The organism is Agrobacterium sp. MS2 (assembly GCF_003261015.1).
GTDB lineage: Bacteria > Pseudomonadota > Alphaproteobacteria > Rhizobiales > Rhizobiaceae > Agrobacterium > Agrobacterium pusense.
This window is the reverse complement of the sequence record NZ_QLNF01000007.1, coordinates 65546-78188: the sequence shown is the minus strand read 5'-3', so window position 1 is coordinate 78188 and position 12643 is coordinate 65546. Positions and strand designations below refer to the sequence as shown.

Genomic DNA, 12643 nt, shown 5'->3' with positions numbered 1-12643 from the left:
CGCCATGTGCACCATAGGCTCGAAGGCCGCTCTTTTCAGCGCACACAGAATCATCAAGCCGAATCCTCGCCTGCAGATATTAAGATTTGGCTAACCAAGTGATTGCGCACGGCCGGACCGGCTCAGGGCGAAACGCCTATGAACATGCGATAAAGCCCGTTGTCGTCCGAGTTGACGGAGGAGATACGATCGGGTTCGCTCACCGTGACTTCCAGCGCCTCCGGCGGCATGGCATCCAGCCAGCTCGCTTTCGGAAAGCTTCGCTCCGGCTGGATTTCTGCGGGCGCGATAGTCGCTTCTTCGCCAGCCAGTGGAATGATGGTGGCATCCTCCGGCGCGAGGGGCGGAGCCGCCATGGAAAGAAGGGCCTGGGCCGCGTTCGGTTCGGCATCGTGAATGGCGCCGCCTGACACGCCTGAGATATCGACCATGTCTGAACTCACATCATGTTTCGCTCACGTGACAGTTCCAGACGGCAATCATGCCGCCTTTTTCTTCAGCAATGCATAAAGGCCGTTTTCATCGACCGAAATCGGCAAGATGTCGGTTCCGGCAGCTTCGACAGCGGCCTGTGCATCAAGCAGCTTTTCTGCCTCGTTTTCCGCATCGGCCGGCGTGGTGGCCGCATCCGCTCCCTCAGGCTCGTTATCGCCTTCAGCAGGTGGGGCCTCTTCCGCCGGCGTTGCCGCGAGCACGGAAATCAGGGCGATTTCCGATGAAATGTCGGCGGGGCCCTGGCCGGCTGCGCCATCCGCCTTCTCATCGGCGGAGGCGTCAATGTGCTCCTTCACGACGTCCTGAAGTTCCTGCACGTCCTCAAGCTTGCCCTGTGCGTCACGGGTCTGGATATCTTCTTCCCGTTCGGCTGCCACTTCCGCATCGTTGATTTCGCCAATGCGCTTTTCGCCACGTTCGGCCTGCAATTCTTCCTTAGACTTCGGATCTGCCACGTCTTCCAGACGCTGGATGACCTTCAGGGTCTCCCTCGTCATGAAGAGAGTGCCTTGTGCCTTGTCATTGAGCGCATCTTTTACCGCTCGCGCCTGATCTCCGTAAGGATTGGCGATGGCGGCGATCATCGCGCTGGCTGAGATGCCGAGCTCCTCGAGACCGGTCGATTCCTCCAGTTCACTGACGTTCATGGGCAAGGTCGCCCGCGCGGCCATGATGGCCTCCGACATCTGCGCGCCAAAATCCTCCTCCGTTCCGGTGAGGCCGGCACGCTCGGCGATGCGGGCGGCAAGGGCCGCCATGGGATCGGTTTTGGCGTTGACGCCGTTGTTCAGTACATCGACGACCTGCAACTGCGAAACACCGAAGGAGGCGAGGGAAATTGTGGTGGCTTTTCCCTGCGCATCGGTTTTTTCGAAACCCTGGGTCAGGGTCAGCGCATCCTGAAGCCTTTGTGCGAAGGAAAAATTGGATTCATCCACGTCCTGCGTGATGCCGAGGGCGGCGGAAAAGCGGGAAACAAGCGAGGCGAAGGCATCCGGGTCCGGCTTCATGGCACCGAAGAGATAAGCGCTTATCTTCTCATTGGCGACGCGCTGGCTTTCATCCGGCTGCGGGTTCGTTCTGACCGCATCATCCTTCTTGGTGCCGTTGGCCTTTTCCTGCTCCTCGCGCTGGCGTTCCTCGATGGATTCGACCATCGAGCGCATGAGGTCGCTCACTGCAATGCCCGCCGTCTGTTGTAGCGGAGTAATCATCTGGAAAGTCCCCGGCCGCCCAAAGTTACGGCCGAGAATAGGCAAGTCTGGTAAATCAGTGTTTAAACGAAGGCGAAAACGCTCAGCTATGGGCGAAAATGTCGGTTTCGTCCCAGCCGAGCAGGTCTAGCTTCGCACGGGTCGGTAAAAACGCGAAACAGGCATCGGCATGATCAAGGCGGCCGTCGCGGATGAGACGCGCCGTCAGCTTGTCGCGCAGCGCATGCAGATAAAGAACGTCGGAAGCGGCATATTCGAGCTGCGCCGGGGAAAGCGTTTGCGCTGCCCAGTCCGAAGATTGCTGCGCCTTGGAAATATCGACCTCCAGCATTTCCTTGAGGTTGTCCTTCAGCCCGTGCCGGTCCGTATAGGTGCGGGTCAGCCGTGAAGCGATCTTGGTGCAGAAGACCGGCGTGGTCGTCACACCGAACGTATGAAAAAGCACGGCGATATCGAAACGGCCATAGTGAAAGATCTTCTGGTGGGCGGGATCGGCAAGCATGCGCACGAGGTTCGGCGCTTCTTTCTGCCCAGCGGCGATGCGGATGATGTCTGCCGTGCCGTCGCCCGGCGAAAGCTGGACGACGCAGAGGCGGTCGCGACGCGGCACCAGCCCCAGCGTTTCCGTATCGATGGCGATGGCGCCGGTATAGCGCGCGGCATCTTCGGCGGAAATATCGCCTTCGTGATAACGGATGGGTGCTGCCATGTCCTGCTCCAGAAATTCCTGTCTACTGCTCCGGCTATAACGGAAAGACTAGCGGGACGATACCGTTTTATCGGTCGGTCCGCCGCGCCACGCCGCACGCCCTTGGCACTTGCCTTTGCGAAAGTCCCCGGGTTAGGGTCGGAAATCTTTTCCTGACAAATCGCATGAATTCCCGATGACAAAGAAAATCTATCTCGCCGGACCGGAAGTGTTCCTCCCGAATGCGCGCGAAATGCTCGACCTCAAGGCAGCACTGGCGCGGGAGGCCGGCTTCATCCCGCTTTCGCCGGGCGATCTGCAGATCCCGCCGGCGGATACCAGGATCGGTCATGGCTGCAACATCAATGAAGTCGACGAACGGATGATGCTTGAAGCGGATGCCGTGATTGCCAATCTCACACCGTTTCGCGGCATCGCCGCCGACACGGGAACGAGCTACGAGCTGGGCTTCATGTGCGCGCTGGGCAAGCCGGTGTTCGCCTACACCAATGTCGCGGCCAATCACTTCAGCCGCATCAAGGCGCATTACGGCAATGTTGTCACCGTGGATGAAACGGGCCGGTATCGCGGACCGGACGGGTTGTCGATCGAGAATTTCGACATGGTCGACAATCTCATGCTGCACGGCGGGATTTTGCGGCGGGGCGGCAACGTTATTGTCGGCGACGTTTCCGATGAGGACTTGTATACGGATCTCGCGGCCTACCGGCGTTGCCTTGCAGCGGCGGCGGAAAAACTACTGACACCGATTGACCCTGAAAAAACGAATAGAGTGGAGGCATCATCATGAGCGGAACCATCCTCATCACCGGCGCGACGTCGGGCTTCGGAGAGGCTACGGCCCGACGCTTCATCAGAGAAGGCTGGAAGGTCATCGGCACGGGCCGTCGGGCGGAACGACTGGAGGCACTGGCGGCCGAACTCGGATCGGCTTTCTACGGCGCCGCCTTCGACATCACCGATGAGGACGCGGCCGAAAAAGCGCTTGCCGCCTTGCCGGAGGGCTTCCGAGACATCGATGTCCTCGTCAACAATGCCGGTCTGGCACTGGGCACGGCCCCCGCGCCGCAGGTGCCGCTAAAGGACTGGCAGACCATGGTGAACACCAACATCACCGGTCTGCTGAACATCACCCACCATCTCCTGCCGACACTGATCGACCGTAAAGGTATCGTCGTCAACCTTTCGTCTGTTGCCGCGCATTATCCCTATACGGGCGGCAATGTATACGGCGGCACCAAAGCCTTCCTGCGGCAGTTTTCGCTCGGTCTGCGCTCGGATCTGCACGGCAAGGGCGTCAGGGTAACCTCGATCGAACCGGGCATGTGCGAAACGGAATTTACGCTGGTGCGCACCGGGGGCAATCAGGAAGCTTCGGACAATCTCTACAAGGGCGTCAATCCGATCACGGCCGATGATATCGCCAACACCATCTATTGGGTCGCCTCTCAGCCCAAACATATCAACATCAACAGTCTTGAGCTCATGCCAGTCAACCAGTCCTTCGCCGGTTTCCAGGTCTACCGGGAGAGCTGACCTCCCGCGGTAGGGTAGGTTGTGCCGAAAAACCGGGCAGTCATTCCGGAGCTATGCAGAAATGCAATGCTGCATTGCGAGACTTGCTCTGTTAAAAATCACAGATCCCGCTATATTCAAATCATCGAAGCGACGCACTCCTCCTCCCAGCGTCGCTCGATGTGGATCGGTGGTACTCCTCCTCCCAATCACCGATCAAGTTTGAAGCCTGCCGCACCTCCTCCCGCGGCAGGCTTTTTCCTTTTCTTGGCTCTTTTTTACGTGGTGGATTGGGGTCCGTTTCCCGGCTGCACGCGACGCGTGGACAAGGGGCTGGTTTCTCCCTTGGATTTCCGGGGGATTTTCGATTTCCGCGTCAAGGCAACGACTGCTGAAATCAGGCTCGCGTCGATCACGATTTCGTTATGTCTAGATAAATATGCACAGTTTTGTGGCGGTGCGTCCTCCCGCCCCATTGCTTAGCCTTCCCCCTGTGGTTAAGCATGGGCAAAAGAACGCTTGGGAGGTGCCGGCACGCCAGTGTCCGTGCGCCCGAAGGCGGCGGGGAGAGAATGGCAGACTTTCAAGAGGCGCTGAAGCAGTTTCAGCCGATCGCGGTTTCATCGATCGCTGAAGACGAGCTCAGGTTGCGGTTGCGTGGCCTGCAGGCGCGAATGACCCAGCAAAACATCAAGGCGGTCTGGCTAGACGCTTCGTCGTCGCTGACTTATTATACCGGTCTGTCGCTTGGCCTTTCCGAGCGTATTCACGGTGCTCTGGTGCCGGCCGAGGGCGAGCCGATCTATATAAGCCCGACCTTCGAGGAACCGAAACTCCAGACCCTGATCCGTATCCCCGGCGCAGTCGCCACCTGGGAAGAGGATGAAAGCCCGTTCGACCTGATGACAAGGCGTATCGGTGCGCTGGCCTGTGCAGGTCACTTCGTCGCCATTGATCCCGCCACGCCCTTTGTTTTCGCATCCGCGCTCATGCAGCGTCTGGAAGGCCGCATCATTTCCGCTCAGCCGTTGATTGTCGCCCAGCGGCAGGTCAAGTCTGCAGCGGAGATCGCCCTCATTCAGACAGCGATGGATGCGAGCTATAATGTGCAAAAGGCCGTGTTCGAAGGCCTGCGTCCCGGCATCTCCACCACGGAAGTCGCGGATTTCGTCAATGCCGCCCATATTGCCCTTGGCATGAAGCCGCTTTTTGTGGCGGTGCAGTTCGGCGAGGCGACGGCCTATCCGCATGGCGTGCCCCATGCGCAGACGCTGAACCAGGGCGACATGGTGCTGGTCGACCTCGGTGGTATTCTTCATGGCTATCGTTCCGATATCACCCGTACCTATGTCTTTGGCAAGCCAACGGAACGGCAGCGTTTTCTCTGGAATGCCGAACGCGACGCACAGGCCGCGGCCTTCGCTGCCGCCCGCGTTGGCGCCGCGTGTTTCGAGGTGGACAAGGCCGCCCGTGACAGTCTGAAGGCGGCCGGATTTGGTCCGGATTATCAGCTTCCCGGTCTGCCGCACCGTACGGGTCACGGGCTTGGGCTGGATATTCACGAAGAACCCTATATCGTTGCAGGAAATGCCACGGCGCTTGAGCCCGGCATGTGTTTTTCCATCGAGCCGATGCTGTGCGTTTATGGGGAATGCGGCGTTCGTCTCGAAGATATCGCGTACATGACGGAGGCAGGGCCGCGCTGGTTCTGCCCACCGGAAACGAACCTCGACCGGTTGTTTCAGCCGGTCGCCGGGTAATTGGTCGGGAGGCAAAGACCGAACGGCGAGACGGGCATCCCCGTGCCGCCGCTGACCAGAAGAGGTAGGCCCCTGGAGGGGGCCGCAGGAACTCAGAAAAAGAGGGAAAGGACCATCAGATGAAAATGCTGACCCGCAGTTTGCTTATCGCTTCTGCACTTGCGATGACTTCCGCCATGCCAGCCATGGCGAAGACCTTCGTTTACTGCTCCGAGGCATCGCCGGAAGGCTTTGATCCGTCGCCTTACACCGCAGGCGGCACCTTCGACGCTTCCGCGCATCCGGTCTACAACCGTCTGACGGAGTTCAAGAAGGGCACGACAGAAGTAGAGCCGGGCCTTGCGGAAAAGTGGGACGTTTCCAAGGATGGTCTCGAGTACACTTTCCACCTGCGCAAGGGCGTCAAGTGGCACTCCAACGACAAGTTCACGCCGAGCCGCGAATTCAACGCTGACGACGTGATCTTCAGCTACAACCGCCAGGGCGACGCGAAGAACCCGTGGAACCAGTATATCGCAGGCATCACCTACGAATATTACAACTCCATGGAAATGCCGTCCCTGATCAAGGAAATCGTCAAGGTTGACGATCACACGGTCAAGTTCGTGCTGACCCGCCCGGAAGCGCCGTTCCTCGCCAACATCGCCATGCCTTTCGCATCCATCGTGTCGAAGGAATATGCCGATACGCTTGAGAAGGCCGGCACCAAGGAAGACTTCAACAACCTGCCGATCGGCACCGGTCCGTTCAAGTTCGTCGCCTATCAGAAGGATGCGGTCATCCGCTTCCAGAAGAACGCCGACTACTGGGGTGAAGCCCCGAAGATCGACGACCTGATCTTCGCGATCACGCCTGACGCCGCGGTTCGCCTGCAGAAGCTGAAGGCTGGCGAATGCCACCTGATGCCATACCCCGCTCCGGCTGATCTCGCGACCATCCGCGCCGACAAGAACCTCAAGCTCGATGAACAGCCGGGCCTGAACGTCGCTTACTTCGCCTACAACACGACCGTTGCACCTTTCGACAAGCCGGAAGTCCGCAAGGCGCTGAACATGGCGATGAACAAGCAGGCGATCATCGACGCCGTGTTCCAGGGTGCAGGCCAGGTTGCCAAGAACCCGATCCCGCCGACAATGTGGTCCTACAACGACAGCATCAAGGACGATGCTTACGATCCGGAAGCTGCCAAGAAGGCTCTCGAAGCCGCTGGCGTCAAGGATCTGTCGATGAAGATCTGGGCGATGCCGGTGCAGCGTCCTTACATGCCGAACGCCCGTCGTACCGCCGAGCTGATCCAGTCGGATTTCGCAAAGGTCGGCGTCAAGGCCGAGATCGTCTCCTTCGAGTGGGGTGAATATCTCAAGAAGTCCACCGAAACGAAGCGCGACGGCGCCGTCATCCTCGGCTGGACCGGCGACAATGGTGACCCGGACAACTTCCTCAGCGTTCTCCTGTCCTGCGCCGCAACCGGTGAAGGCGGTGCGAACCGTGCACAGTGGTGCAACAAGGAGTTCTCGGACCTCTTGGCCAAGGCAAAGCAGACCACCGACGTTGCCGAGCGCACCAAGCTTTATGAGCAGGCACAGGTGATCTTCAAGGAACAGGCTCCGTGGGCGACGCTTGCGCACTCCACGCAGTTCGTTCCCATGTCCGCCAAGGTTTCCGGCTTCACCATGAGCCCGCTTGGCGACTTCACCTTCGAAAACGTCGACATCGCGGAGTAATCCCCGAACAACCGGACGCGCGGAAGAACCCTGTTCTTCCGCGCGTCTTTTCAGGAAAAAGCCATGATCCGGTTCATTCTCGGCAAACTTCTCTATCTCGTTCCGACCTTCCTCGGGATCACCATCGTTGCCTTCGCCTTCGTGCGCGTCCTGCCGGGCGATCCCGTGCTGCTGATGGCGGGCGAGCGTGGCATTTCGCCCGAACGGCATGCGCAGCTTGCCGAACAGCTCGGCTTTGCCCAGCCCGTGTGGCAGCAATATCTTCATTTCCTGGGACGGCTGCTTCAGGGCGATCTCGGTAATTCGCTGGTCACCAAGAAGCCGGTTCTCACCGAGTTCCTGTCGCTCTTTCCCGCGACGGTCGAGCTTGGTCTCGTCGCCATCATCATCGCAACGCTCATCGGCGTGCCGGTCGGTGTCATCGCCGCCATCAGACGTGGTTCCTGGTTCGACCAGATTTCCATGACGACGGCTCTGGTCGGTTTTTCCATGCCGATCTTCTGGTGGGGGCTGCTGCTCATCATCATGTTCTCCGGTATCCTGCAATGGACGCCGGTTTCGGGCCGCATCTCGCTGATGTATTTCTTCCCCTCCGTCACCGGTTTCATGCTGATCGACAGCCTGATTTCGGGACAGAAGGGCGCCTTCGCCTCGGCCTTTTCGCATCTCATCCTGCCCTCGGTGGTGCTTGCCACCATTCCGCTTGCCGTCATTGCGCGCCAGACGCGCTCGGCCATGCTGGAGGTTCTGGGCGAGGATTATGTGCGCACGGCCCGCGCCAAGGGCATGTCGCCTTCCCGTGTCGTCGGCATTCATGCGCTGCGCAACGCCATGATCCCCGTCATCACCACCATCGGTCTGCAGATCGGCGTGCTGATGGCTGGCGCCATCCTGACCGAAACCATCTTTTCCTGGCCGGGTATCGGCAAGTGGATGATCGATTCCATCTCGCGTCGCGACTATCCGGTCGTGCAGAGCGGCCTGCTGTTGATCGCGGGTCTGGTGATGATCGTCAACCTGCTCGTCGACCTGACCTACGGTCTCATCAATCCAAGGATCCGTCACAAATGAGCGATGTGACCACTGCTCCGGTCGTCAGGCTTTCTGACGCCGCCATCCGCCGCCGGATGATCGCCGATTTCTGGTTCTATTTCCGTCAGAACCGTGGTGCCGTCATCGGCCTTGCCGTGTTTATTCTCCTCGTGCTGGTCGCGGTTTTTGCGCCGCTGATCGCACCGCATGATCCAACCCAGCAATATCGCGATGCGCTGCTGGTGCCGCCGGTCTGGCAGGAAGGCGGCCGTGCCGGCTTCTTCTTCGGCACCGACGCCGTCGGGCGTGACATGTTGTCCCGCCTGATCTACGGCGCGCAATATTCGCTGTTCATCGGCATCGTTGTCGTTTCCATCGCGCTCGTTGGCGGCATTGTCATCGGTCTCATCGCAGGCTTCTTCGGCGGCTGGGTCGATACCGTCATCATGCGTGTGATGGACGTCATCCTGGCGTTCCCATCGCTGCTTCTGGCGCTGGTGCTGGTCGCGATCCTTGGGCCGGGGCTCACCAACGCGATGATCGCCATTGCCATCGTCTATCAGCCGCATTTTGCGCGTCTGACGCGTGCGGCGGTGATGAGCGAGCTTCGGCGTGAATATGTCACGGCCGCGCGCGTGGCCGGTGCCGGCAATCTCCGGCTGATGTTCAAGACCATCCTGCCGAACTGCCTTGCGCCACTGATCGTACAGGCAACGCTTTCGTTCTCGTCTGCGGTTCTCGATGCGGCCGCACTCGGCTTCCTCGGCATGGGCGCTCAGCCGCCTGCCTCCGAATGGGGCACGATGCTGGCGGAAGCGCGTGAGTTCATTCTGCGCGCCTGGTGGGTTGTTACCCTTCCCGGCCTGACGATCCTGATCTCGGTGCTTGCCATCAACCTGATGGGTGACGGGCTGCGTGATGCGCTCGATCCCAAACTGAAGCGGAGCTGAGATATGAGCCTGCTGAAAATCAAGAACCTGACGGTTAAATTCGCCACCGCCACCGGTGCCTTCACCGCCGTCGACGGCATTGATGTGTCCGTGGACAAACACGAAGTGCTGGCCATCGTCGGTGAATCCGGTTCGGGCAAATCGGTATCGATGCTCGCCGTCATGGGCCTGCTGCCCGATACGGCGACGATTACCGCCGATGAGATGGTCTTTGACGGCATCAATCTGCTGGCCATGTCGCCGCAGGAGCGCCGCAAGCTGATCGGCCGTGAGATCACTATGATCTTCCAGGAGCCGGTCGCCTCGCTCAATCCGTCCTTCACGGTCGGTTTCCAGATCGAGGAAGTGCTTCGCCTCAATCTCGGCATGAGCGGCGCTGCCGCACGCGCCCGCGCGCTGGAGCTATTCCGTGCTGTCGGTATTCCCGATCCGGAATCCAAGCTCAAGGCCTATCCGCACCAGATGTCGGGCGGGCAGTGCCAGCGCGTGATGATCGCCATTGCGATTGCCTCCAAGCCGCGTCTCCTGATCGCCGACGAGCCGACGACTGCGCTCGACGTGACGATACAGAAGCAGATTCTCGACCTGCTGATGAAGCTGCAGGAAGAATATGGCATGGCGCTGATCCTCATCACCCACGATATGGGCGTGGTTGCCGAGACCGCCGATCGTGTCGTCGTGCAATATAAGGGCCGCAAGATGGAGGAGGCGGATGTGCTGAGCCTCTTCGAAGCCCCGCAGCATCCCTACACCAAGGCATTGCTTTCGGCCCTGCCGGAAAATGCCACCGGCGACCGTCTGCCCACCGTCTCCGATTTCTTCGGCAAGGAGGGCGTTCGATGAGTATCGTGGTTGAAGGCAAGGGCATTACCCGCGACTATCACGTTCCCGGCGGCCTGTTCGGCGGTGCGAGAATGGTGCAGGCCCTGAAGGGCATCGATTTCGCCGTCGAGCGCGGCAAGACGCTCGCCATTGTCGGTGAATCCGGCTCGGGCAAGTCGACGCTGGCTCGCATCATTGCCCTCATCGATCCGGCTTCCGGCGGCGAATTGAAGATCGATGGCCAGCCGGTCGATATCGCCAGGCGCCGTCCCGGCACGGAAATGCGCTCCAAGGTGCAGATGGTGTTCCAGAACCCCTATGGCAGCCTCAATCCGCGCCAGAAGGTGGGTGACGTGCTGATGGAACCACTCATCATCAACACGAAGATTCCTGCTTCCGAGCGCCGCGAGCGGGCTGAAGCCATGCTGGTCAAGGTCGGCCTTGGTCCTGAGCATTTCAACCGTTATCCGCACATGTTCTCCGGCGGCCAGCGCCAGCGCATCGCCATTGCGCGTGCACTGATGCTGAACCCGGCGCTGCTGGTGCTGGACGAGCCGGTCTCGGCACTCGATCTTTCGGTGCAGGCACAGGTCTTGAACCTGCTGCGCGATCTGCAGGAGGAATTCGAACTGACCTACGTCTTCGTCAGCCACGATCTTTCCGTGGTGCGTTACATTGCTGATGACGTGATGGTCATCTCCAAGGGCGAGGCGGTGGAGCAGGGCACGCGCGAGGAACTTTTCGCCGATCCGAAGCACCCCTATACCCGTCAGCTCTTCGCCGCGACCCCGATCACTGACGTCGATGCCATTCGCGCCCGCGTGGAGCGCCGCAAGGCGGCGAGACAGGCGGCGACAGCCTGACGGTTGACGAAAGGTTGGGAGCAGGCCGGATTTCCGGCCTGTTCTTTTTTCAGGACTTCAGGAATCGCCCAATTGCCGCCAGCGCGCCCTGCTCGCGAATGTTGCGATAGGCGGCTTTCAGGGCTAGGACAAAGGTTTCGTTGGCGGGCAGGTCGCTGCCAAAGGTGCGTTCGAAAGCGAGGAAGCGGTCGACCACCGCATCCGGAGCCATCGCCAGTTGATCCGGCGCATCCCACTCTCTGAAGGCGGGGTCGAGAATGGTGATCGGCTGCCCCTTTTCATCCTCCTCTGCGCAGGACCTGATCCACAGCGCGACGGCAAAAATGACCGCTCCGCACTCAGCCTTTTTCGCCAGCAATTCTCGTAGTGGTGAAAGTATCCGCAGCGGCACTTTCTGCGACGCATCGGAGGCGATCTGCATGGTCTTGTGCTGCAATGAGGGATTGGCGAAACGCTGCCGCAGGCCGGCTGCGAATTCAGAACCATCGACGGCAGGGTCCAGCGTCCGTCCGACCTCACGCCAATAGACGTCGATGAAGTCGCGCACGGTCTTTTCAGCCCAGGCATCTGCCACCGTCGCAAGGCTGGCAATCTGGCCGATGGCGGCGATGGCGCTGTGGGAGCCGTTCAGCATCCTCAGCTTCATATGCTCGTAAGGTTCGACATCATCGACGAATTCCACGCCTGATTTCTCAAGCGCCGGCCTGCCATGGGGAAAACGGTCTTCGATGACGAAACGGAAATAAGGTTCCGCGACGACCGGCCATGCATCGCTGAGGCCGAGTGCGGCCGAAATCGCATCCCGGTCCGCATCCGTGGTGGCGGGAACGATACGGTCCACCATCGAGCAGGGGCAGGCAATATTGGCTTCGATGAAGGAGGCCAGTTCCTGATCCGCAAGGCTCGCGAATTCCAGCAGCAGCTTTCGCAGCATGTGGCCGTTGGCGGGCAGGTTGTCGCAGGACAGCAGCGTCAGCGGCAGGGAGCCTTCGGCACGTCTGCGCCGGGTCGCTGCAAGGATGAAGCCGAAGATCGAGCGCGGCCGCTCCGGGTTTTCGAGATCGTGGACGATATCGGGATGGTCGCGCAGCAGGCTGCGGGAGGCGAGATTGGTCAGGTAACCCTTTTCCGTCACGGTCAGGGTCACGATGAGAACGCGCGGGTCGGCCATCCGCTCCACCAGTCGTTCCGGGTTTTCCGGGGCGACGACGGTTTCAAGAATCGAGCCGACGATGCGCAGGCGCTCGCTTTGGCCATCGCGAAGGCAGAAGGTGTAGAGATTATCCTGCGGTTCGATGGCGTCGCGGGTGTCCGGGCTGCGCAGCGATGCGGCGACGATGCCCCATCCTGTTTCGCCGCGATTGAGGCAATCGTCGATGAAAACCGCCTGATGCGCCCGGTGAAAGGCGCCGACGCCGAGATGCACGATGCCGGGCGTGATTTTCACGCGCTCATAGGCAGGGGTCGTGACCGTGTGCGGCAGGCGGGGCAGGGTTCTAGCGGAAAGCCGGTCCATCATCAGCACAAAATCCCCCTGTGGAATGAGATGGTCTCGGCTC

Annotated in this window: 12 protein-coding genes; 8 read left to right on the top strand and 4 right to left on the bottom strand. The window is 60.1% G+C overall.

Going from position 1 to position 12643, the window contains the following annotated elements; genetic code table 11:
* Positions 1-122: 122 nt before the first annotated feature.
* The 3 genes from DOU54_RS01995 to DOU54_RS01985 all read right to left on the bottom strand — a co-directional run bounded on the left by DOU54_RS01995 (position 123) and on the right by DOU54_RS01985 (position 2418).
* Positions 123-431 (bottom strand): hypothetical protein, encoded by a 309-nt coding sequence (locus DOU54_RS01995; RefSeq protein ID WP_004437838.1) that lies wholly within the window; start codon positions 429-431, stop codon positions 123-125.
* 48 nt (positions 432-479) lie between these two features.
* On the bottom strand, positions 480-1709 hold the full coding sequence (locus DOU54_RS01990) for a hypothetical protein (protein WP_113730367.1): 1230 nt from the start codon (positions 1707-1709) through the stop codon (positions 480-482).
* An 82-nt stretch (positions 1710-1791) separates the two neighbouring features.
* On the bottom strand, positions 1792-2418 hold the full coding sequence (locus tag DOU54_RS01985; protein WP_006698074.1) for a ribonuclease D: 627 nt from the start codon (positions 2416-2418) through the stop codon (positions 1792-1794).
* Between the two features lie 175 nt (positions 2419-2593).
* Between DOU54_RS01985 and DOU54_RS01980 the strand changes: the two genes are divergently transcribed.
* From DOU54_RS01980 to DOU54_RS01940, 8 genes are all read left to right on the top strand, one after another.
* Positions 2594-3208, top strand: coding sequence for a nucleoside 2-deoxyribosyltransferase (locus tag DOU54_RS01980; protein ID WP_035210668.1), 615 nt, complete (start codon positions 2594-2596; stop codon positions 3206-3208).
* Positions 3205-3954 (top strand): SDR family oxidoreductase, encoded by a 750-nt coding sequence (locus tag DOU54_RS01975; protein ID WP_035210670.1) that lies wholly within the window; start codon positions 3205-3207, stop codon positions 3952-3954. Before DOU54_RS01980 ends, DOU54_RS01975 begins: the two co-directional genes overlap by 4 nt.
* Before the next feature lie 551 nt (positions 3955-4505).
* A complete protein-coding gene (locus tag DOU54_RS01965; RefSeq protein ID WP_072495034.1) occupies positions 4506-5693 on the top strand; it encodes a M24 family metallopeptidase in 1188 nt (395 codons plus the stop codon).
* Positions 5694-5812: 119 nt separating this feature from the next.
* Positions 5813-7417, top strand: a complete 1605-nt coding sequence (locus tag DOU54_RS01960; RefSeq protein WP_113730365.1) for an ABC transporter substrate-binding protein — start codon at positions 5813-5815, stop codon at positions 7415-7417.
* A gap of 63 nt (positions 7418-7480) precedes the next feature.
* Positions 7481-8488, top strand: a complete 1008-nt coding sequence (locus tag DOU54_RS01955; protein ID WP_004437854.1) for an ABC transporter permease subunit — start codon at positions 7481-7483, stop codon at positions 8486-8488.
* Positions 8485-9399: an ABC transporter permease subunit gene (locus DOU54_RS01950; protein WP_044459446.1), complete on the top strand. Its 915-nt coding sequence runs from the start codon at positions 8485-8487 to the stop codon at positions 9397-9399. Before DOU54_RS01955 ends, DOU54_RS01950 begins: the two co-directional genes overlap by 4 nt.
* A gap of 3 nt (positions 9400-9402) precedes the next feature.
* Positions 9403-10242 (top strand): ABC transporter ATP-binding protein, encoded by an 840-nt coding sequence (locus DOU54_RS01945; RefSeq protein WP_022563464.1) that lies wholly within the window; start codon positions 9403-9405, stop codon positions 10240-10242.
* Entirely contained in the window at positions 10239-11084 is an 846-nt protein-coding gene (locus DOU54_RS01940) for an ATP-binding cassette domain-containing protein (protein WP_004437861.1), read from the top strand. The genes DOU54_RS01945 and DOU54_RS01940 overlap by 4 nt, the downstream gene beginning before the upstream one ends.
* Positions 11085-11133: 49 nt before the next feature.
* Here DOU54_RS01940 and DOU54_RS01935 read toward each other — a convergent pair whose 3' ends face one another.
* On the bottom strand, positions 11134-12603 hold the full coding sequence (locus tag DOU54_RS01935; RefSeq protein ID WP_113730363.1) for a mannitol dehydrogenase family protein: 1470 nt from the start codon (positions 12601-12603) through the stop codon (positions 11134-11136).
* Between the last annotated feature and the right edge of the window lie 40 nt (positions 12604-12643).

Excerpts from the sequence above, each read along its gene's own strand:
- DOU54_RS01950 (WP_044459446.1), top strand. The coding sequence starts at position 8,485 with ATGAGCGATGTGACCACTGCTCCGGTCGTCAGGCTTTCTGACGCCGCC.
- DOU54_RS01960 (WP_113730365.1), top strand. The coding sequence starts at position 5,813 with ATGAAAATGCTGACCCGCAGTTTGCTTATCGCTTCTGCACTTGCGATG.
- DOU54_RS01980 (WP_035210668.1), top strand. The coding sequence starts at position 2,594 with ATGACAAAGAAAATCTATCTCGCCGGACCGGAAGTGTTCCTCCCGAAT.
- DOU54_RS01990 (WP_113730367.1), bottom strand. The coding sequence starts at position 1,709 with ATGATTACTCCGCTACAACAGACGGCGGGCATTGCAGTGAGCGACCTC.
- DOU54_RS01945 (WP_022563464.1), top strand. The coding sequence starts at position 9,403 with ATGAGCCTGCTGAAAATCAAGAACCTGACGGTTAAATTCGCCACCGCC.
- DOU54_RS01965 (WP_072495034.1), top strand. The coding sequence starts at position 4,506 with ATGGCAGACTTTCAAGAGGCGCTGAAGCAGTTTCAGCCGATCGCGGTT.
- DOU54_RS01975 (WP_035210670.1), top strand. The coding sequence starts at position 3,205 with ATGAGCGGAACCATCCTCATCACCGGCGCGACGTCGGGCTTCGGAGAG.
- DOU54_RS01995 (WP_004437838.1), bottom strand. The coding sequence starts at position 431 with ATGGTCGATATCTCAGGCGTGTCAGGCGGCGCCATTCACGATGCCGAA.
- DOU54_RS01940 (WP_004437861.1), top strand. The coding sequence starts at position 10,239 with ATGAGTATCGTGGTTGAAGGCAAGGGCATTACCCGCGACTATCACGTT.
- DOU54_RS01985 (WP_006698074.1), bottom strand. The coding sequence starts at position 2,418 with ATGGCAGCACCCATCCGTTATCACGAAGGCGATATTTCCGCCGAAGAT.
- DOU54_RS01955 (WP_004437854.1), top strand. The coding sequence starts at position 7,481 with ATGATCCGGTTCATTCTCGGCAAACTTCTCTATCTCGTTCCGACCTTC.
- DOU54_RS01935 (WP_113730363.1), bottom strand. The coding sequence starts at position 12,603 with ATGATGGACCGGCTTTCCGCTAGAACCCTGCCCCGCCTGCCGCACACG.